Source organism: Frateuria sp. GZRe12 (assembly GCF_051900535.1).
Classification (GTDB): Bacteria; Pseudomonadota; Gammaproteobacteria; order Xanthomonadales; family Rhodanobacteraceae; genus Frateuria_A.
This window is the reverse complement of sequence record NZ_JBHZGI010000001.1, coordinates 863,278-882,482: the sequence shown is the minus strand read 5'-3', so window position 1 is coordinate 882,482 and position 19,205 is coordinate 863,278. Positions and strand designations below refer to the sequence as shown.

The window sequence follows — 19,205 nt, the reverse complement described above, 5'->3', positions numbered from 1 at the left end:
AACCATCCCACCAAAAGCCGGACCTCGGGGTGGAACGATGAACACGATGTTGCGCTTGAACAAACGCCTGCTGGCGAGCCTGATCACCGGCTCGGTGGCCGCTTTCGCCGCCGCCCCGGACGTGTCCTGGGCGCAGACCGCCAACGCCACCCTGCGCGGCACCGGCCCGGCCAACGCCCAGGTCACCGCCCGCAACGTGGCGACCGGGTCGGTGCGACGCACGCGCACTGGCGCGGACGGCAGCTATGCGCTGCCCGGCCTGCAGCCGGGCACCTATCAGGTCGATGCCGGCCCCGGAACCAAGCAGACGGTGACGCTGACGGTGGCCTCCACCGCGACCTTGAACCTCCAGGCGCCGGTCGCGGCCGGTGCGCCGGTGGCCGCGGGTGCGCCTTCGCCGGCCGCCGCCACCACGCTTGGCGGCGTGTCGGTCACCGCGACCACGCTTACCGAGGTCAAGACGCCGGAAGTGGGCAACACCATTTCGCTGCGCCAGATCCAGACCATCCCGCAGATCTCGCGCAACTTCCTGGAGTTCGCCGACACCGTGCCCGGCATGGTCTTCACCGTCGACTCCAAGGGCAACACCTCGCTGCGCGGCGGCGCGATGAACAACAGCTCGGTCAACGTCTACATCGACGGCGTGGGCCAGAAGAGCTACGTCAAGGAAGGCGGCGTCAGCGGCCAGTTCGGCAGCCAGGGCAACCCGTTCCCGCAGCTGGCGATCGGCGAGTACAAGGTCATCACCTCCAACTACAAGGCCGAGTACGACCAGATCTCCTCGGCCGCGGTGACGGCGCAGACCAAGTCCGGCACCAACGAATTCCACGGCGAGACCTATTACCGCTATACCAACGATGCGTTCCGCGAGCGCACGCCGGCCGAGCGCGACTCCGGCACCAAGACGCCGTCGGAGGAAAAGGAATACGGCTTCGCCATCGGCGGTCCGATCATCAAGGACAAGATGCATTTCTTCGCGACGTACGAGGCCAAGCGCTTCGATACGCCGATCACCGTCGTGCCCAGCGCCGACGGCGCGCCGGGCGTGGCCTACCTGCCCGCCGACGTGGCCGGGCTGTTCGGCCCGGCCGGGCTGAACTTCAAGGAAGACCTCTACTTCGGCAAGCTCGACTGGGAGCCGACCGACCGCGACCGCTTCGAGGCCAGCGCACAGATCCGCAAGGAAAACCAGCTTGGCGGCATCGGCGACCAGAACGCTCCCTCCGTCGGCTACAGCACCCGCAACAACGACAAGCGCTACACGCTGCGCTGGCAGCACAGCGGCGAGGCGTACTTCAACGAGCTGCTGCTGACCTACGAGGACGCCTTCAACGCACCGACCGCGCTCAACTACGGCAACGGCCTGGTCTACACCTGGGAGCGCCCGACCGACGACCCGGTGATCATCCAGACCGGCGCGGCCAACCCGTTGGCCACGCAAAACAAGGGGCAGAAGGGTCCGGCCATCCAGGACGACTTCACCTTCAACGACCTGCAGTGGCACGGCGACCACGTGATCAAGCTGGGCTTCAAGAAGAAGATGGTCACGCTGAACGCGGCCGACGCGGCCGACGTCAACCCGCAGTTTTCCTACAACGTGACGACCGCCGGCACGGCGGCCACGCCGTACAAGGCCTTCTTCACCAAGCCGGTGACGGGGCTGGGACTCACGCCGTCGGTGTCCACCAAGAGCCACCAGTTCGGCGCCTATATCCAGGACGACTGGGACATCACCGACAAGTTCACGCTGAACCTTGGCGTGCGCTGGGACTACGAGCGCACGCCCTCGTACACCAACTTCGTCACCCCCGCGAACGTCGTGGCCGCGCTCAACAGCCAGGACCCGAACGGTCCCCCGGGCCAGACCTACGCGCAGTCGCTGGCGCTGGGCGGCATCGACGTCAACGACTACATCAGCACCGGTCGGAACCGCTCTGCCTACAAGGGCGAGTGGCAGCCTCGGCTGGGCTTCTCCTACGACCTGTTCGGCGACGAGGCGCACGTGATCTTCGGCGGCGCCGGCCGCGCCTACGACCGCGACCTGTACGACTACCTGCAGCTCGAAACGACCAAGTCGGCGCTGCCGCAGTACACGATCTACTTCCGTGACCCCGCGACCGGCCTGTGCCACCGCAACTCGACCCCCTGCTACGACTGGAACCCGAACTACCTCAACGGTCTGTCTAACCTGCAGGCGTTGCTTGGCCCCAGCAGCAATGCCGGGACCGAGGTCGACCTGATGAACAACCACCTGAAGGCGCCGTACTCCGACCAGTTCAGCCTCGGCATGCGCAACCAGGTGGGCGACTGGAACACGAGCGCGACGGTATCGCGCATCCTCAGCCACGACGGCTTCGCCTTCACGCTCGGCAACCGCTACCCGGACGGCGCGTTCTTCCAGAACAACAGCCAGCCGTGGGGCAACGGCGTGCCCGGCTTCGGCGCGCTGATCGTAGGCAACAACGGCATCGCCACCCGCACCACCCAGCTGCTGCTCTCGGCGGAAAAGCCGTACACGAAGGAATCACACTGGGGCGCGACGTTCGCCTACACCTTCACCCACGCCAAGCAGAACCGCGACATCAACGAGCATTACTCGTTCGACGAGGCAACCATCGGCGACTACCCGTTCATCACCTCCAATGCCGCGGCCAAGCATCGCTTCGTCGCCACCGGCAACGTCGACGGACCGTGGGGCACCACGCTGTCGGCGAAGCTGACCCTGGCCACGCCGCTGCCGTTCAACGGCATCGCCTGCTACGACGGCGCGGTGTTCCCAGCCGGCAACAACTGCATACCGCAGGCGGCGACGCCGGGTGGCTCGCGCTTCATCTTCGGCGGCAAGATCTGGGGCTACCGCGACATCGACTTCCAGGCGACCAAGAACTTCGACCTCGGCCACGGGGTGACGCTGTTCGGCCGGTTCGACGTGTTGAACGTGTTCAACTGGGACAACTTCGTCGACTACGTTCCGACCTACGCGAACGGGCAGGCGACGGTGGAGTACAACCGCCTGGGCAACATCACCTTCGTGCCGCGCACGTTCAAGTTCGAGGTCGGCCTGAACTTCTAGCGCGTATTCGCACTCCCTCACGGCCATGGCCGTGCGGGAGTGCAGCTCCCACCTGGCGCCTTCCATGAGCGGACCCATTCGCGACATCGTCATCGTCGGTGGCGGCACGGCAGGCTGGATGGCTGCCGCCGCCTTCGCCAAGGTGCTCGGCGGACGCTATGCGATCCGGCTGATCGAGTCTGACGAGATCGGCATCGTCGGCGTGGGCGAGTCGACCGTGCCGCACCTGAAGCTGTTCAACAACCTGCTCGGCATCGACGAAGCCGAGTTCGTACGGCGCACGCAGGGCACGTTCAAGCTCGGCATCCAGTTCAACGACTGGGGGCGCATCGGCGATCGCTACTTCCACAGCTTCGGCAACCTCGGCCCCGACCTGGGGCTGCTGCCGTTCCACCAGTACTGGCTGAAGGCACGCCGGCAGGGCAAGGCAGCCGACCTTGGTGCCTACTCGCTCAACGCGCTGGCGGCCGGGCAGGGCAGGTTCATGGTGTCGGCCAGCGACGTGCCGCCGACCTCGCCGCTGGCCAACATCGCCTATGCCTACCAGTTCGATGCCGGGCTGTACGCGCGCTTCCTGCACGACTACGCCGAACGCCACGGCGTGCAGCGCATCGAAGGCAAGATCGTCGATGTCGCGCTGCATCCGGACAACGGTTTCGTCGAGGCGGTCACGCTGGCCTCCGGTACGCGAATCGCAGGCGACCTGTTCGTCGACTGCTCCGGCTTCCGCGGCCTGCTGATCGAGCAGACGCTGCACGCCGGCTACGACGACTTCAGCCGCTGGCTGCCGTGCGACCGCGCGGTGGCGGTGGCCTGCGAGAAGGTTGGCCCGCCCACGCCGTACACGCGCGCCACCGCGCGTGCCGCCGGGTGGCAGTGGCGCATCCCGTTGCAGCATCGCACCGGCAACGGCCACGTCTATTCCAGCGCTCACCTGAGCGACGACGAGGCGGCGGCCACGTTGCTGAAGCATCTGGACGGCCGCCCGCTCGGCGAGCCGCGCGTGCTGCGCTTCACCGCGGGGATGCGGCGCAAGTTCTGGGACCGCAACGTGGTCGCACTGGGCCTGGCCAGCGGCTTCATGGAACCGCTCGAATCGACCAGCATCTACATGGTGCAGTCGGGCATCGCCCGGTTCCTCAACCTGTTCCCCTGGAACGACTTCGACCCGGTGCTGATGGAGCGCTACAACGCCCAGTCGGTGTTCGAGTACGAGCGCATCCGCGACTTCCTGATTCTGCATTACCACGCCACGACACGCACCGACAGCGCGTTCTGGAACGACTGCCGCACGATGGCGGTGCCGCCGGCGCTGGCCGAGACCATCCGCCTGTTCCGCGACAGCGGCCGCTTCTTCCGCCAGGGCGAGGAGATGTTCGCGCTGGTCAGCTGGGTGCAGGTGATGATCGGCCAGGGCATCGTGCCGGCGCAGTACCACCCGCTGGTGGACCAGGTCGCCCAGTCCGACGTGGACGGCTATATCGCCAACGTGGGACGTGTGATCGCCAGTTGCGTGCAGGCGATGCCCAGCCACGCCGCCTTCATCGAGCGCTGCTGCGCCGCCGTGCCGGTGCCAGCCTGAGTCGCATCTTCGGTCCGTTCCTCGCCGTTCGGCGGTGGCCGGTTGTCTCCCACCCCTCGACGGATGTCGTCCCCATGCCTTTCCGATTCTCCCAAGCACTGACGACCGCCTTCCTCGCCACCGCCCTCGCGGCCACCTCGCCGGTCCGCGCGGCGACACCCACGCCCGCGGCGACCACCTATGCGTCGCTGCCGCCCGCGCAGCAGAAACTCGTGGACGACCTGGAGCGACGCACCTTCGACTGGTTCTGGGACAGCGCCGATCCGAAGACCGGGCTGGTGCCCGATCACTATCCGGGCGAGTCATTCTCGAGCATCGCCGCCGTCGGCTTCGGTCTGACCGCCTACGGCGTGGGCGTCGAGCGCGGCTACATCACGCGCGAACAGGCGGCCGAGCGCACGCTCGCCACGCTGCGCTTCTTCCGGGACGCGCCGCAGAACGACAGCGAGGACGACACCGCCGGCTTCCACGGCTTCTACTACCACTTCCTGGACATGCAGACGGGCAAGCGCTTCGGGCGCTGGGTCGAACTGTCCAGCGTCGACACCACGCTGCTGCTCGGCGGCGTGCTGTTCGCGCAGTCCTACTATGACCGCGACACGCCCGCCGAACGCGAGATCCGCGCTCTGGCCGACGCGATCTACCGCCGCGTCGACTGGCCCTGGATGCAGGCGCGCGCGCCGCTGATCAGCATGGGCTGGACCCCGGGTGGCCAGTTCATCCCCGCCGACTGGAAGGGCTACAACGAAGGCATGCTGGTCTACATCCTCGCGCTGGGCTCGCCGACGCATCCGGTGCAACCGACGGCATGGAAGGCCTGGACATCGACCAACGACACCACCTGGGGTGCGTTCCACGGGCAGACCTTCCTCAACTTCGCGCCGATGTTCGGCCACCAGTACAGCCATGTGTGGGTGGATTTCCGCGGCATCCGCGACGACTGGAACCGCGAGCACGACCTGGACTACTTCCAGAACAGCCGGCGCGCTACCTACAGCCAGCGCAACTACGCCATCGCCAACCCCGGCCACTGGACCGGCTACGGCGCCAACGTGTGGGGCCTGACCGCCAGCAACGGGCCGGGCGGCATTGTCGTGGAGCAGGGCGACAAGACGCTGAAATTCGAAGGCTACACGGCGCGCGGCGCCGGGCTCGACTACATCTCCGACGACGGCACCATCGCCCCCACGGCGGCAGGCGGCTCGATCGCCTTCGCGCCGGAGATCGTGATTCCGGCGCTGGCGACGATGAAGCAGCGCTACGGCAAATCCATCTACGACCGCTACGGCTTCGTCGACGCCTTCAACCCGAGCTTCCATACGGACACCGAATTGCGCACGGGTCGGCTGGTGCCGGGGCTGGGCTGGGTCGACAGCGTGCAGCTGGGCATCGACCAGGGCCCGATCGTGCTGATGATCGAGAACTGGCGCAGCGACTTCGTCTGGAAGGTCATGCGGCGAAACCCGTACATCCGCAAGGGCCTGGAGAAGGCCGGCTTCACCGGCGGCTGGCTGGACGCGCCTGCGCCCTGATGTTCGTCAAGCCCACCTGGCGGAGCCTGTAGAAACGCGCCAGGGCGCGACCGGGAACCAGCTCCGCGGGTCGCACGGCGGTCGCAAACAGGGTGGGGTCCTACAACGAAACCAACCTGTCGGACGATGGCTCAGGGCTCGAGCGTCGCCACCCGCGAAAGCTTCGACACGCCGTGTTCGTCGAACGCCTCGACGGCCACCACGTAGCGCACGCCCTTGTTGAGCGAACGCAGCTGCAGGTGCGTCGGCTGGTCGGCGAAGCGCTGGTAGGTCTCGTGCAGGCGGTCGGCGGACAGTCCCCAGCGCACGTTGTAGCCCACGGCGCCCGGTACCGGCTTCCAGGCGATCTCGGCGTTGCGCGTGTCCGCATCGCGCTTGGCAGAGATCAGTTTCGGCGGTGGCGGCGGTGCGCCGTCCGCATTGCCGAACACGCGCAGGTCGGAGATCGCCAGGTGTTTTGCGCCGACGTGCCCGTGCACGTAGCGCACGTAGCGCACGTGCGCGGGCGCCTCGAGCTCCAGGTAGGCGTTGGGCCGGTCGCGCTGCTCGTGCGACAGATCGGCAAGCAGGGTCCAGTGCTTGCCGTCGGTGGAGCCTTCGAGCTTGAACCGCGTGACGATGTCCGGCGCGTCGCCGTAACGGCCGGCCTTGTAGTCGGTGAAGTTCACCTGCACGGCGCGCACGCTGCGCGTGTCACCAAGGTCGATGGCCAGCGTCTGGCCGGGATTGTCCTGCGCGGCGACCCAGTAGGTGCGCGGATTTTCGTCGGTGACCTCGGCCGGGCCGTGCCCGGGCAACTGCGACGAGGCGGTGGCGTGCTTGCGCCAGGACAGCAGCATCCAGCCGGTGAACGTGCTCTCGCCGGGCTTGAGCTTGTGGTCGGGCATGCGCTGCGGGAAATCGCCGAAGCGGGTATCGACCCACATCTGGCCGTCGTCGTGGTAGCCCGCGGGAAATAGATCGACGCGCCGCTCGAAGCGCCAGTTCACCGCGACCCACATCGTGCCGGTGTTCCATGTGTTGCCGTAGGCGTCGTCGAAGGTGGAACCGTGGCCGGCACCGACCACGAACCCGCCGGGCTTGTAGCCGATGGGGTTGTACGGTGCGTAGCGGAACGGACCGAGCGGCTTGTCGCTGGTGTAGAGGCCGGTGGCGTAGACGTTGAACTCGGTGCCGGGCGCGCCGTACTGCAGGTAGTAGGTGTCGCCGTGGCGGTTCATCCAGGCGCCCTCGACGTAGGGGTGGATGCTCTCGTCGGTATGGTCCTGGCCGAAGCGCTCCCAGCCGTGCTGGTCCGGATGCAGGCGCAGCAGCGCTTGCGGCTTGCCGACGAAGGTGACGCGCTTGCCTTCGCCTTCGGCCGCATGGTCCAGCGCCAGATCGATCTGCGCGCCGTAGAGCGGGAAGACGTTCGATGAATCCCAGTACAGGTAGGTCTTGCCATCCCGATCGCGGAACAGGCCCGGGTCCCACGGGCCGGGCGGCAGGTCGCCGGGCTTCATCTCGCTCTCGTGGCCGGCCCAGACGGCGCCGGGGACCGGCGGCAACAGGCGCGTCCAGAAATTCCAGTGGCCATGCGCGGGGTCGGTCGAGTACAGCAGCGGCACCGGCTGCATCGCCGACTGCATCAGGAACAGCTTGCCGTCGGCGACCAGCGTGGCCGGCGCCACCGGGCCGTCGAACGGCCAGCGGTCCGGCTTGACGAAGTCCCAGTGCACCAGGTCGGTGGAGCGCCAGTAGCCATCGGCCAGGGTCAGGAACAGGTAGTACGCGTCGCCGTAGCGCACCACCGCCGGATCGGCGCCGGTGCGGTAGGAGATGCCCTGGTTCATCTGTTCGTAGTTGTAGCGGTAGTCGACGTCGACCGGGTTGGCCCAGGTGCGCGCGTGGGGATTCACCGCGGCGTCGGCATCGGAGGCGGAGAGGCCGCCGACCACCATCAGAACGAGTGCGAGGCAGGAGCGGGCAGGGCAGGCGTGTGGCATGGCGTGCGGCCTCGGCCGGGTCGGGAACATCTGATCTTTTCACACCCGGTCGTGTAAACGTCTTCACGCTCAAGCGGGCGCTGCCGCTCGCATCCCGTGCTGCCATGAACCGATCATCGATCTTCCGTTTGCGCCCCGCCGTGTTGCTGCTCGCAAGCACGTTCACGTGCACAGTCGCCCTGGGGCAGGTCGCCGGTACTTTGCCGCACGCCACGGCACCCTCGAACGCGCAACTGGCCTCGCCGGAGATCGAACGGCGTGTCGATGCGCTGCTCAAGCAGATGACGCTGGAAGAAAAGATCGGCCAGCTCGTCCAGTACAACGACCAGGGCTTCAGCGCGCCGACCCCGTCCGCCGGCGACCAGGCGCTGGCCGCCAACCCGGAGACCAAGACCGAAGTCGACGCCATGGCGCTGGCGAAACAGGGCCGGCTGGGGTCGATGCTCAACGTGATCGGGGCGGAAAAGACGCGCGCCTTCCAGGAAGCGGCGATGCACAGCCGCCTGCACATCCCGATCCTGTTCGGCGCGGACGTGATCCACGGCTACCGCACCATCTATCCGGTGCCGCTGGGCCTGGCGGCATCGTGGGATACGGCGCTGGTCGAGGACCTTTCGCACATGGCCGCCACCGAAGCCACCACCGCCGGCGTGAAATGGTTCTACTCGCCGATGGTCGACATCTCGCGCGACGCGCGCTGGGGCCGCTCGACCGAAGGCGCGGGCGAGGACCCGTACCTGGGCTCGGCGATGGCGCGCGCCTACGTGCGCGGCTACCAGGGCAACGACCTTTCCCGGCCGGACCATGTCGCCGCCTCGGTCAAGCACTTCGCGGCGTACGGCGCGGCCGAGGCGGGGCGCGAGTACAACACCACCGACATGTCCGACATCCGCCTGCGGCAGGTCTACCTGCCGCCATACAAGGCCGCGGTGGAGGCGGGCGCGGCGACGATGATGAGTTCGTTCAACGCGCTCAACGGCGTACCGGCCACCGCCAACCCCTACGTGATGGACGAGATCCTGCGCAAGGAATGGGGCTTCAACGGCTTCGTGGTCAGCGACTACACGGCGGTGATGGAGCTGACCCACCACGGCATCGCGCTCGACGCCGCCACCGCGACGGAGAAAGCGCTGGAGGCGGGCGTGGAAGTGGACATGATGTCCCACTTCTACGACACGCAGATCCCCAGGCTGCTGGCCGAGCACAGGCTCTCGATGGCCACCGTGGACGAGGCCGTGCGGCGCGTGCTGCGGGTCAAGTTCGCACTGGGACTGTTCGAGCATCCCTATGCGCACGGCACCGAAGTGACGCACGCGGTGCCTGCCCATCGACCGCTGGTGCGCCGTGCCGCCGAGGAGTCGTTCGTGCTGTTGCGCAACGCGCCTGCCGGCGGCAAGCCGGTGCTGCCGCTGGGCAACCAGGTGAAGTCGGTGGCATTGATCGGCCCGCTCGCCGATGCTTCCAACGAGATGCAGGGCGCCTGGGGCGGCGCAACGCAGGCGTCCGACGTGGTGACGCTGCGGCAGGCGATGGAGCGCCGCATGCAGCAGCATGGCGGCCACGTGCTGTTCGCCCATGGCACGGACATCCTGGGCGACTCGGCGACGGGTTTCGATGCCGCGCTGCAGGCTGCGCGCCAGGCCGACGTGGTGGTCATGGCGCTGGGCGAGTCTTCGGAAATGAGCGGCGAGGCGGGCTCGCGTGCGCACCTCGACCTGCCGGGCAACCAGCAGCAACTGCTGGAGAAGATCGCGGCGACGGGCAAGCCAGTGGTGCTGCTGGTGTTCTCCGGTCGACCGCTGGTGCTGGACTGGGCGGCCCAACACGTGCCGGCAATCATGGCGGTGTGGTTCCCGGGGACCGAGGCGGGCAACGCGCTGGCCAACGTGCTGTTCGGCGACGCGGCGCCCAGCGGCAAGCTGCCGATGAGCTTCCCGCGCGCGGTCGGGCAGGAGCCGCTGTACTACGCGCAGTTCCCGACCGGGCGTCCCGCCGGCGACGCCGACTTGAGCAAGCCTCCCAGCGGCGGCGAAACGCGCTTCGTCTCGCGCTACATCGACGTGCCCAACGACGCGCTGTTCCCGTTCGGGTATGGCCTGGGTTACACGAGCTTCGCCTACTCCGACGTGCGCGTGTCGCGCGGCACGCTGCCGCTGGTCGAGGCGAACCGGCCCGGCGCCAGATCGCTGGTGACGGTCACGGCCACGCTGACCAACACCGGCAAGCGCGAAGGCACGGAAGTCGCGCAGCTCTACGTGCGCAACCTCGGCGCCAGCGTCGAGCAGCCGGTGCGCAGCCTCAAAGGCTTCCAGCGCGTGACCCTGAAGCCGGGCGAGTCGCGGCAGGTGCGCTTCGAGCTCGGCTTCCCCGAACTGTCGTTCTACGACGTGCACAGCCGTCAGGTGGTGGAACCGACGCACTACACGGTGTGGGTCGGCGGCAGCTCGCAGGCGAGGGAGCAGGCTGACTTCGACGTCACGCCGTAGAGGACGATCGCCGGTCGCCCAGGGACATCCGTGGCCGTTGCGTTGCCGGAAGGCACCGGTCCAGAATGCGGTCTTCAACGCCGGCACCGCTCCTGCTACCGGGAAGACGCCGTTTTTTCGGGACGTAACTCCCAGGGTTTGCAGCGACAAAGTTCCGTAGGTGCGCCTCTTGCGGGCGCATCTAGGGACGGTGGGCCCCCCGGACGTGCGTCCTGCCGCCAACCCAGGAAGGCAGATGACTCTTTCCGCTTCGTACTTGCGCCGCGCCGCGATGGCCCTGTCCATGGTGATATCGCTGGCCTGGGCGACCGCCACGCCAGCCCAGACCGCCGGCCCCGTCGTTTCGTTCGGCAACCTGCCGGTCCTGCAGCCGGCCACGCCCCAGCCGGGTCGCTCGCACATCCAGAGTGACTTCAATGGCGATGGCATGTCGGACGTGCTGTGGTTCAACCCGACGACGTCCCAGCTCGGTTACTGGACCATGTCCATCGGCGTGCCCACCGCAAGCGACCGCGCCATAAGCCATGTGGCCAGCCGCATATGGACGATCACCACGGGATATTTCGCCGGCGCAGTGGGCGATTTCAACGGGGATGGTTTCGCCGATATCGTCTTTACCAGCGCCGCGCGCGACCTTTGGTTGTGGACGAATAACAAGCAAGGTCGCTTCAAGTCCACGCGCATTTACAACTATCCCGCCGGGTGGCAGTTGGTGGGCTCCGGAGATATCGACGGTGACGGCTTCGACGATCTGCTGTGGCTGAACCCCGACGGATGCCAGTTCGCCTACTGGCGCATGCAGGGTGGGAAGCGCATCGGCAGCCAGATCATGCCGGTTGCCTGTGGTTACTATCCGGTCGGCGTCGGTTATTACACGCCGTCCAGCCGGCTGAGCATCCTGTGGACGAGCCCCGCGCACGACTTCTACGTGTGGGACGGCGCAGGCACAGGCTTCCGCAGCTACGACCTTTCCGCGTACGTGGACACCAGCACCGTGTGGGCTTTCGGCGGCGGATACGCCGGGGCCCAGATTGGCATCGAGCATTGGGACGCGGCGAACAACGTCTACGGTGACGCCCAGTTCATGACCCGGACGTTCGATGGCACGGGACGGCAGACAGGGGTCCAGGTCACCCGGTACTGGACGGGCGCGGAAGGACCGCTGGTGGGTGCTGCCGGCTACGCCATTCTCGGCAATGGCAAGAACCTGACGGGCCTGTACATGGTCGATCAGGGCACCTGGACGCTTTCCAACAGTGGCGTGACCGGCACGCTCTTCAGTGGAAATGCGCCGCTGCCCCATCATTACGCGGTGAACTGGAGCTATCCGGCTGGATGGTATGTCGTCGGTGCGCCCGCCAATGGGACCTCCGCGCCGCCGTGGGACTGACGCACGTCCGGATCATCGGAAAGGGAGGTCTGGCATGGAGCTGACAAGTAACGGAGTCTCGCGGGGAAGGTCCGTCATTGTCGCCGGCGCGGCGCGCACGCGGACGGGAATGCTTGCGGCGCTCGCAAGCGTCGCCTTGGCCGCCACGCCGGCGGCCCGGGCGAGCGGGCCCGTCGTCTCATTCCATACGTTGCCTGCCTTGCAGGCGCAGACGCCGATTCCAGGCAGCGACCGTATCCCGGGCGATTTCAACGGGGACGGCACCTCCGATCTGCTCTGGTTCAACCCGGCCGAAGCCACGCTCGGGTACTGGCTGATGCAGGCAGGCGTGCCGACGCTATTCGATCCTGGCGTCAGGAGGATCGGCATCCGCACCTACAAGATCACCCCCGGCTACTTCGTCGGCGCGGTCGGCGACCTGGATGGCGACGGTTTCGCCGATCTGGTGTTCACCAGCGGCGCGCATGACCTTTGGTTGTGGACCAATCACCGTAACGGGGCCTTCGCTTCGCGACGGATCTACGACTATCCGTCGGGCTGGCAGCTGATCGGCGCCGGCGACATCAACGGCGACGGTCGCGACGACCTGCTCTGGCTGAACCCGGAGGCCAGCCAGTTTGGTTACTGGCTGATGGACGGGCCGACACGAATCGGCAGCAAAGTGGTCGGCATGGCTCCGGGCTACTACCCGATCGGGCTGGGCTACTACACGCCGTCCAAACGGCTGAGCATCCTGTGGACGAGCGCGGCCGAGGACCTCTACGTCTGGGACAGCCAGGGCAACGGGTTCACGTCCTACGACCTCAGTCCGTATGTCGATCTGAACGGGGCCTGGGCTCTCGGCGGTGGCTTCATGGGAGCCTATATCGGGGTCGAGCACGTGTTGTATGACTCCGACGGGAAGGCTTACGCCGGAAGCGGGACCGTCTTCTCGCGCATCTTCGATGCGCGGGGAAAGCAGATTGGCGTGGAACCGGTGTCCGGAGGCTGGACGGGTGGATCGGCGGCCGATCCCCTCTCCGGCGGATACATCATCAAGGGTGGCACCACCCGCTTCACGGGCCTGTACGTGCTGGACAGGCATGCGCCGACCATCGGCGCCGCGGGCGTCATCGTGTCGCCGTACGGCGGGGAAACCGGTACGGCACCGGTGCCCGACGACCTGCGGCAGTGGACCTATCCGCAGGGCTGGTACGTGGTGGGCGCACCCTCGACAGCGACGCCCGCACCGGCGTCCTCCCGCTGATCGCGCCGCGGACGGGGCGCGAGGCAACCGCCATGATCCGCGTGATCCCAACCGGCGAGATCGCGCGCCGTTTACCAGCTGAAATCGGCGACCACGGGAAAATGGTCCGACGGGTAGACCTTGCCCTCGTGCGTGGTGATCGTGCGCACGTCGTCGGCCTTCAGGCCGCGGTACAGGATCCAGTCGATGCGCCTGGTCGCATGGCCGGTGAAGTCGTGGAAGCTGCCCGCCGGGCCTTCGCGTCGTGGCGCCGACGTCCGCGCATCGCGCAGGACTTCAGCCAGGGAAGCGTGCGTCCTGCTGTCCGGCGTCGTGTTGAAGTCACCGGTCAGGATGACGGGAACCGAGCCAGGCAGTTGCGCCAGGCGCTGCCGGATTTGCTCGGCGCAACGCTCGCGGGTCGCCTCGGCCTCCTCGCCGTCGCGGTAGGGAAAGTGCGTGTCGTAGTAGTAGAAATCCTTGCCGCTGCGCCGGTCGTGGAATTTCGCCCAGGTGACCATCCGGGGCATCAATAGGCCGGCTCCGATGCTTCCGGGCTTGTCCGGCGTCTGCGACAGCCAGAAGTTGCCGGACTCGAGCACTTGCAGGCGCGTGCTGTCGTAGAACACGCCCATGTGCTCGTTGCCGTTCTCGTCGATCTCGTTGCCGTTGCGCCCCATGCCGAACCACGTGTAGCCCGGCAGATGCTGCTGCAGGTAGTCGCCCTGGGGCGAGAGCAGTTCCTGCGTGCCCATGATGTCCGGGTGTTCCTGCCGGATGACCCGGACCATCAGGTCACGGCGTCGGGGCCAGGCGTTGATGCCGTCGTCGGCCGTGCCGTAGCGCACGTTGAAGGTCATCACGCGAAGGTCGTGTGGGGCACGCGAAGCGGCGGCGTTGGCCATGCCGGATGCGAGCGCAAGTCCGCAGACCAGGAAGATGTGTGACAGCAGACGCATGGAACAACTCCTGTTGGGGAAGCGAAGGACGCGCTGGGCGACAGCCGGGAGGGAGCTTGGCCTGCCACGGGTTCACGCGTTGCGAAAGGCATGGCGCCATTCGCGCGCTCCGCACACATGGTCGCGCCGTCCGGCGCCTTCCAGTATCCCCTCCATCTTTGCGCCCATCCACTTACACCCTTGGGGCGCAGACACAGCTTCCGACTGTCGCAGAAAAGACGGTTCCGGTCGTTGCGGCCATCACCCGCATCGCACGCAGCCGATCAAGACCACTGGACTGATACCGGAAGGATTGTCTGACAACAGACGGGTTGCCCGGATGACGGTGGGACGCGTGTTGCGCCGATCGTGGCGGTCACGGCATTGGGAGATCCTGTCGGACACGGCTCGACCTTTGCGTCCAGCTGCCATTGGATCGCAGCCCCGGGTGCAGCCCTAAGCATCATCTGCCGTGTCCCGGTGCGGCGGTCAAAGTTGGCGTTTCTCTCGTGAGCCTTGCGCCTGGCCTTGCAGCCAAAGTGTCGCGCTCACCAATGATCATCAAAGGAGATACACATGATCGGTTCGACCAGAAAGCGCTTGTTCGTGGTTGCCTTCGCATTGGCCATGTCCGGCTGCACTACGCTGGACCAACTGACGGGGCGTGGAGTGGTTACGGAACGTACCTCCGGCTTCGACAACGCCACTCTCATCGAAGCCTCGCCCAATGCGCTCGCCAACGTGGATGGAACATGGACAGAGCCGCTGGAGCTTGGAGCCCGTTGGTCGAGCGCTACGCCGGACAGCATCGCGCTTGTCATGGGTTGGGCTCCTGGGACTGGCGGCACGCTGGTTTTCAGCGACACGCGCGCCTTCTTCTTGAATATCGATGGCAAGATCTCGCAGTACTCGGCGGGCCAGCCAGCCAGCCCTGCCGCGGCAGGAGGCGGGGCAGCAGGCGCCGACCGGCTGTATGGCATCAACGAAGTCGTTATCCCGTACTCCGTGCTGGAGCAGATGACGGCGGCCAAGGACTGTCGGATCCGCGTTCAAACAAGCAACGGATTCGTGGATTTCGATTTCACTCGAGCGCATGCGTTGGGCGGCAAACCGACGGCGATCAACGCCATAAACCAGCTCATGGCCAAGGTCGCTGCCCTGCGCAACAAGGCCTGATCGAGGCCGCCAACGCCCGGCCCGAGTGCCGAATCCTTGATCGACCGACAACGGGGACAGGTTCCTTTTTTCGGGAGCCAGTCCCCGCCGCGCGATTCAGTTCAGGCTGGTCAGCAGCGCCTGGAAGCGAGGCTTGTCGCGCAGCGAGGCGAGGTCGCTGTCGTTCGCCATCCAGGCGCGGTCGCCCCAGCCGAGCTTGACCGCGCGTTCGAGCAGGTCGATGGCCCGGTCGTGTTCCTCCAGCACCGCGAACGTGCACGCCGCGTTGTAGAACACCATCGGCTCATCTTCGCTCGATCGCAGTGCCAGGTTGGCCCACTCGATCGCCTTGGCCTTGTCGCCCATCGCCGCGAAATTCGCGGCCCCCATGTAGCGGGCCCGGGCATCGTCGGGGTTCACGCTGAGGGCGCGTTCGATCAACTCGATCGCGCGATGGCGGGATTTGCGTTCGTCCTCCTTGCGGCCCATCTCGCTGTAGGCCTGGCTGAGGTAGACCAGCGGCAGGTAGTCGGCGGGACTGACTTCGGCGGCGCGCAGGTACAGCCAGGCGGCTTTCTGGAAGTTGCCCAGCGAGCTGCAGATCATGCCGTACAGGAAATAGGCTTCCAGCAGGTTCGGGTTGAGCATCATGGCCGTCTCGAATTCCCGCTCGGCCTGCTTGAACCGCTTGCTGACGTACAGCGCCAGGCCGCGCGAGGCATGCGCCTCGGCCGAGTCCGGATCCATCTGCAGGGCTCGCTCGCTGGCTTCCATGGCCTGCGCCACGTGTGCCGGGTTCGCATCCAGGAAGCGATGCCGCATGACGTACGCATCCGACAGGCCGGCCCAGGCCGCGGCGTACTTCGGATCCCGTGCAATGGCGCGCTCGTACATATCGATGGCGCGCAGCGAATCGCGCCGGTTCCACGCATAGAAATATTTGCGCCCGCGCAGGTAGTCGTCATAGGCCTGCACGTCGGCGGTGGCGACGTACTGGATCGCGCGGCGCTCCTTCGGCGACAGGGTGACCTTCAGCGCGTCGACGATGCTCTGGGCGATGTCGTCCTGGATGGCGAACACGTCGCGCAGTTCGCGGTCGTATGTCTCGGCCCACAGAGTCGAGTCCGACGCCACGTCGATCAGCTGCGCGGTGAGGCGCACCCGGCTGCCCGCCCGGCGCACGCTGCCTTCGAGCACGGTGCCGACGTCCAGCTTGGCCGCGATCGTCGGGAGGTCGATCTCCTTGCCCTTGAAGAAGAACGAGGAGGTCCGCGAGGAGACTTTCAGCTGCGGCAGCTTGGTGAGCAGGCTGAGGATCTCCTCGGCGATGCCGTCGCTGAAATATTCGTTCTCCACGTCGCCGCTCATGTTGACGAACGGCAGCACCGCGATGCTGCGCCGGTCGCGGTCGCCATCGGCCATGCGCGATGGCCGGACAACGTCGCCCCTGGCAACGGCAATCTCCGCGGGATCCTTCGCAGTGACGCCGGCGATCAGGCGATAGCCCAGGCCGTGCACGGTCTGGATGTAGCGCGGCTCGGACGCTTCATCGCCGAGCTTCTGGCGCAACAGCGAGATGACCCGGCTCAGCGATGCCGGGGTGACGCACTTGTGTCCCCACACGTGTTCCAGCAGATCGTCGTGCTGGATCAGTTCGCCCGGATGGGTCACGAACTGCAGCAACACCGAATACGCCTTCGGTTCCAGTTCGAGCTCGTGGCCGTCGCGCAACACGCGGTGGGCCGCCGGCTCGACGCGGATATCGCCGAACGCGTAGTCCATGCGCGGACTGTTCGATTCAGTGGCCACCGGGCCGCAATATCACAGCGAAGGTTAAGGATGGATCGAACTGGCCGGCGATGGTGGCGGTGGCGAAAAGCGAACCCGGCGCAGCAAGTCCCTGAAGATCAGGCGCGCGTGGGTGTGGGCGCCAATGCGGGGCGGGCGGGGTAGGCCATTAGTCATGCACGCGCGTAAATGCCGCAATGGTCGCATGCGTTTATCGCGGACCACTCGTTGGATCGCTATATCGCGAGCAGGTAGTTGCAGAGCCCTCGACCAAATGGAATGACCCGCCGGAAATCCTCATGGAATCCACGCGGATTCCTCCGAAGTTCCTCAAGCAAGTGCGCTGGCCGCCGGCCGAAAATCATCCCACGGACATTGGCGTCCGTCGGGAGGCTTCCATGAAACATCTGATCAATGCCACCACACTTGCATTCGGTCTTGTTCTTGCCGGCGGCGCCAGCGCAGCCCAGGACCAGACGCAGGCCACCAACCTGCGCGATGTCACCGTCACCGCGGTGCCGGGCCAGTACGAAACCTACGTGGCCAACCTGCATACGGGCTACACCTTGCACGCCCTTGTCGGCAACACGCACAGGCAGTACGTACAAGCACGACAGGCAGCCGACCGATCGGAGGCGATGCGTATGAGCGGCACGCCCGTGACGCATATCGCCGTCGCCATCGACAACTCCGCAGGCCCGGGCGTGGCGAAACAGATCCAGGTAATCGACCCCGCCCGGAACACGGTTTCCATCGTCAACGTGTACTGCAAGCGTGCGACGCCCTCGGGAACCGCACGTTGCGCTTTGGCGCCCCGGCTGATGCAAGGCGGCAACGAGGGCCAGCGCGTGGCATCGACGCAGCCAGCCTACCCGCAGGTCGCAGAGGTGAATCTGCGTGACTGAGCAGGATGTGCATGAAAACGCGCCGGATGCACTGATCGTACGGAGCTGGTGACTCCCCCACTTGCCGGCCCGCCCGAAAAACCGGGGCAGACTCGACCACCCACTCGAGTGCTGCCCCGGCCGGTCATGAAGACGCCTTCGCCTGACGCCATGGCCGGGTATCTCGACTCAAACCGCATACCCTAACTCGCGCAACGGCAGCCCATATGTTTCTGCCAGTTTCCGGTTTCCCTCGCGGTAGAGATCGCCCAGCCTTTCCGTCCACCCGGCAGGAAATTCGACCTGTTGCGCGCCGCCGCGCCTGAGCAATCCACCGCCGAGGGTGCGCACCCCGCCTGGCAGGCGCGCAGCCATGCGGCCGGCGGCGGGAAAGCGTTTGCACAGGCGGTCGTAGAGGACGAATCGCCCGGTCTCCTGCGCGTGGGTGCGCCGGTTGCCCAGCAACTGACGCGTGGTGGCGGCATCGATCCCCAGGATGGCCGACAGACGGTCGGCGAAAGCCTGGTGGTCGGCCGCCCACAGCTCCAGCGGCAGGATCGCGATGCGTTCGGCACCAAACAGCGTGCCGTAAATTTCGATAGTGCGCTGGTAGTCCGCAACGCCAAGCACGCCGGCGGGACGATTGCGGTAGGCATGTTCCAGCCAGGCGGCAAAACCCACGTGCCTGTCGGCATAGGGCGCCGGAACGTTGACGAGCACCCTGCCGTGACGGCCATAGAAGGACCGGATCATGTCCTCCTGGCGCCGGATGGTGAACAGGATCCGTGCCTCCGGAAAATGGCGATGCAGCCGCCGGGCAACGCTCGCGGTCAGGCGCGGATCGGCCGTGAGGGTCTCGTCGGAAAGGAGCGGTACGCGGCCGCCGGGGCAGGCTTGGAGCGCCATGGCCAGCGCGCTGCGCAATTCCTGCGGATCGTCATCGAAGCCTTCGATCCGTCGCAGCGCCTGCGAAAGGCGCATATCCACGCCCGCCCTGTGAGGATGGCCTAGCGCATGGATCCCGGGATGGACGAAGAACAGGAACTCCTGCAGCGATGTCGTCCCCGTCTTGATGAACCCGGGATGGATGATCATGGCGCCGGTCTCCAGCAGACGCCCCGGATGCTAGATCGTCCGGGGTATGCCGGGAACTGCCGGGCTCCCTTG

General features: G+C 66.5%; 12 protein-coding genes. 8 read left to right on the top strand and 4 right to left on the bottom strand.

The window, feature by feature from the left end; all coding sequences use genetic code 11:
• The first annotated feature begins 46 nt into the window (after window positions 1-46).
• The 3 genes from ACFWZ4_RS03985 to ACFWZ4_RS03975 all read left to right on the top strand — a co-directional run bounded on the left by ACFWZ4_RS03985 (window position 47) and on the right by ACFWZ4_RS03975 (window position 6,187).
• Window positions 47-3,073 carry a TonB-dependent receptor gene (locus ACFWZ4_RS03985; protein ID WP_439703774.1) on the top strand — a complete coding sequence of 1,009 codons (3,027 nt, stop codon included), beginning with the start codon at window positions 47-49 and terminating at the stop codon, window positions 3,071-3,073.
• Between the two features lie 64 nt (window positions 3,074-3,137).
• On the top strand, window positions 3,138-4,655 hold the full coding sequence (locus ACFWZ4_RS03980; protein ID WP_439703422.1) for a tryptophan halogenase family protein: 1,518 nt from the start codon (window positions 3,138-3,140) through the stop codon (window positions 4,653-4,655).
• Between the two features lie 74 nt (window positions 4,656-4,729).
• Window positions 4,730-6,187 carry a glucoamylase family protein gene (locus ACFWZ4_RS03975; RefSeq protein WP_439703421.1) on the top strand — a complete coding sequence of 486 codons (1,458 nt, stop codon included), beginning with the start codon at window positions 4,730-4,732 and terminating at the stop codon, window positions 6,185-6,187.
• A gap of 131 nt (window positions 6,188-6,318) precedes the next feature.
• Here the strand turns inward: ACFWZ4_RS03975 and ACFWZ4_RS03970 are convergent, their stop codons facing one another.
• Entirely contained in the window at window positions 6,319-8,172 is a 1,854-nt protein-coding gene (locus ACFWZ4_RS03970) for a family 43 glycosylhydrolase (protein WP_439703420.1), read from the bottom strand.
• 104 nt (window positions 8,173-8,276) lie between these two features.
• On the opposite strand from ACFWZ4_RS03970, the gene ACFWZ4_RS03965 reads away from it, so the two are divergent.
• From ACFWZ4_RS03965 to ACFWZ4_RS03955, 3 genes are all read left to right on the top strand, one after another.
• Window positions 8,277-10,658, top strand: a complete 2,382-nt coding sequence (locus tag ACFWZ4_RS03965) for a glycoside hydrolase family 3 N-terminal domain-containing protein (RefSeq protein WP_439703419.1) — start codon at window positions 8,277-8,279, stop codon at window positions 10,656-10,658.
• A 235-nt stretch (window positions 10,659-10,893) separates the two neighbouring features.
• Complete coding sequence (locus ACFWZ4_RS03960; RefSeq protein ID WP_439703418.1) at window positions 10,894-12,048, top strand: FG-GAP repeat domain-containing protein; 1,155 nt, start codon at window positions 10,894-10,896, stop codon at window positions 12,046-12,048.
• A 34-nt stretch (window positions 12,049-12,082) separates the two neighbouring features.
• Complete coding sequence (locus ACFWZ4_RS03955) at window positions 12,083-13,294, top strand: FG-GAP repeat domain-containing protein (protein WP_439703417.1); 1,212 nt, start codon at window positions 12,083-12,085, stop codon at window positions 13,292-13,294.
• Window positions 13,295-13,365: 71 nt separating this feature from the next.
• Here ACFWZ4_RS03955 and ACFWZ4_RS03950 read toward each other — a convergent pair whose 3' ends face one another.
• Window positions 13,366-14,232 carry an endonuclease/exonuclease/phosphatase family protein gene (locus tag ACFWZ4_RS03950; protein WP_439703416.1) on the bottom strand — a complete coding sequence of 289 codons (867 nt, stop codon included), beginning with the start codon at window positions 14,230-14,232 and terminating at the stop codon, window positions 13,366-13,368.
• Between the two features lie 555 nt (window positions 14,233-14,787).
• On the opposite strand from ACFWZ4_RS03950, the gene ACFWZ4_RS03945 reads away from it, so the two are divergent.
• A complete protein-coding gene (locus ACFWZ4_RS03945) occupies window positions 14,788-15,387 on the top strand; it encodes a hypothetical protein (protein ID WP_439703415.1) in 600 nt (199 codons plus the stop codon).
• Window positions 15,388-15,483: 96 nt separating this feature from the next.
• Here ACFWZ4_RS03945 and ACFWZ4_RS03940 read toward each other — a convergent pair whose 3' ends face one another.
• Complete coding sequence (locus ACFWZ4_RS03940) at window positions 15,484-17,148, bottom strand: TPR end-of-group domain-containing protein (protein ID WP_439703414.1); 1,665 nt, start codon at window positions 17,146-17,148, stop codon at window positions 15,484-15,486.
• Between the two features lie 404 nt (window positions 17,149-17,552).
• Between ACFWZ4_RS03940 and ACFWZ4_RS03935 the strand changes: the two genes are divergently transcribed.
• Window positions 17,553-18,059 carry a hypothetical protein gene (locus ACFWZ4_RS03935; protein WP_439703413.1) on the top strand — a complete coding sequence of 169 codons (507 nt, stop codon included), beginning with the start codon at window positions 17,553-17,555 and terminating at the stop codon, window positions 18,057-18,059.
• Between the two features lie 168 nt (window positions 18,060-18,227).
• Here ACFWZ4_RS03935 and ACFWZ4_RS03930 read toward each other — a convergent pair whose 3' ends face one another.
• Window positions 18,228-19,133, bottom strand: a complete 906-nt coding sequence (locus ACFWZ4_RS03930) for a hypothetical protein (RefSeq protein ID WP_439703412.1) — start codon at window positions 19,131-19,133, stop codon at window positions 18,228-18,230.
• Between the last annotated feature and the right edge of the window lie 72 nt (window positions 19,134-19,205).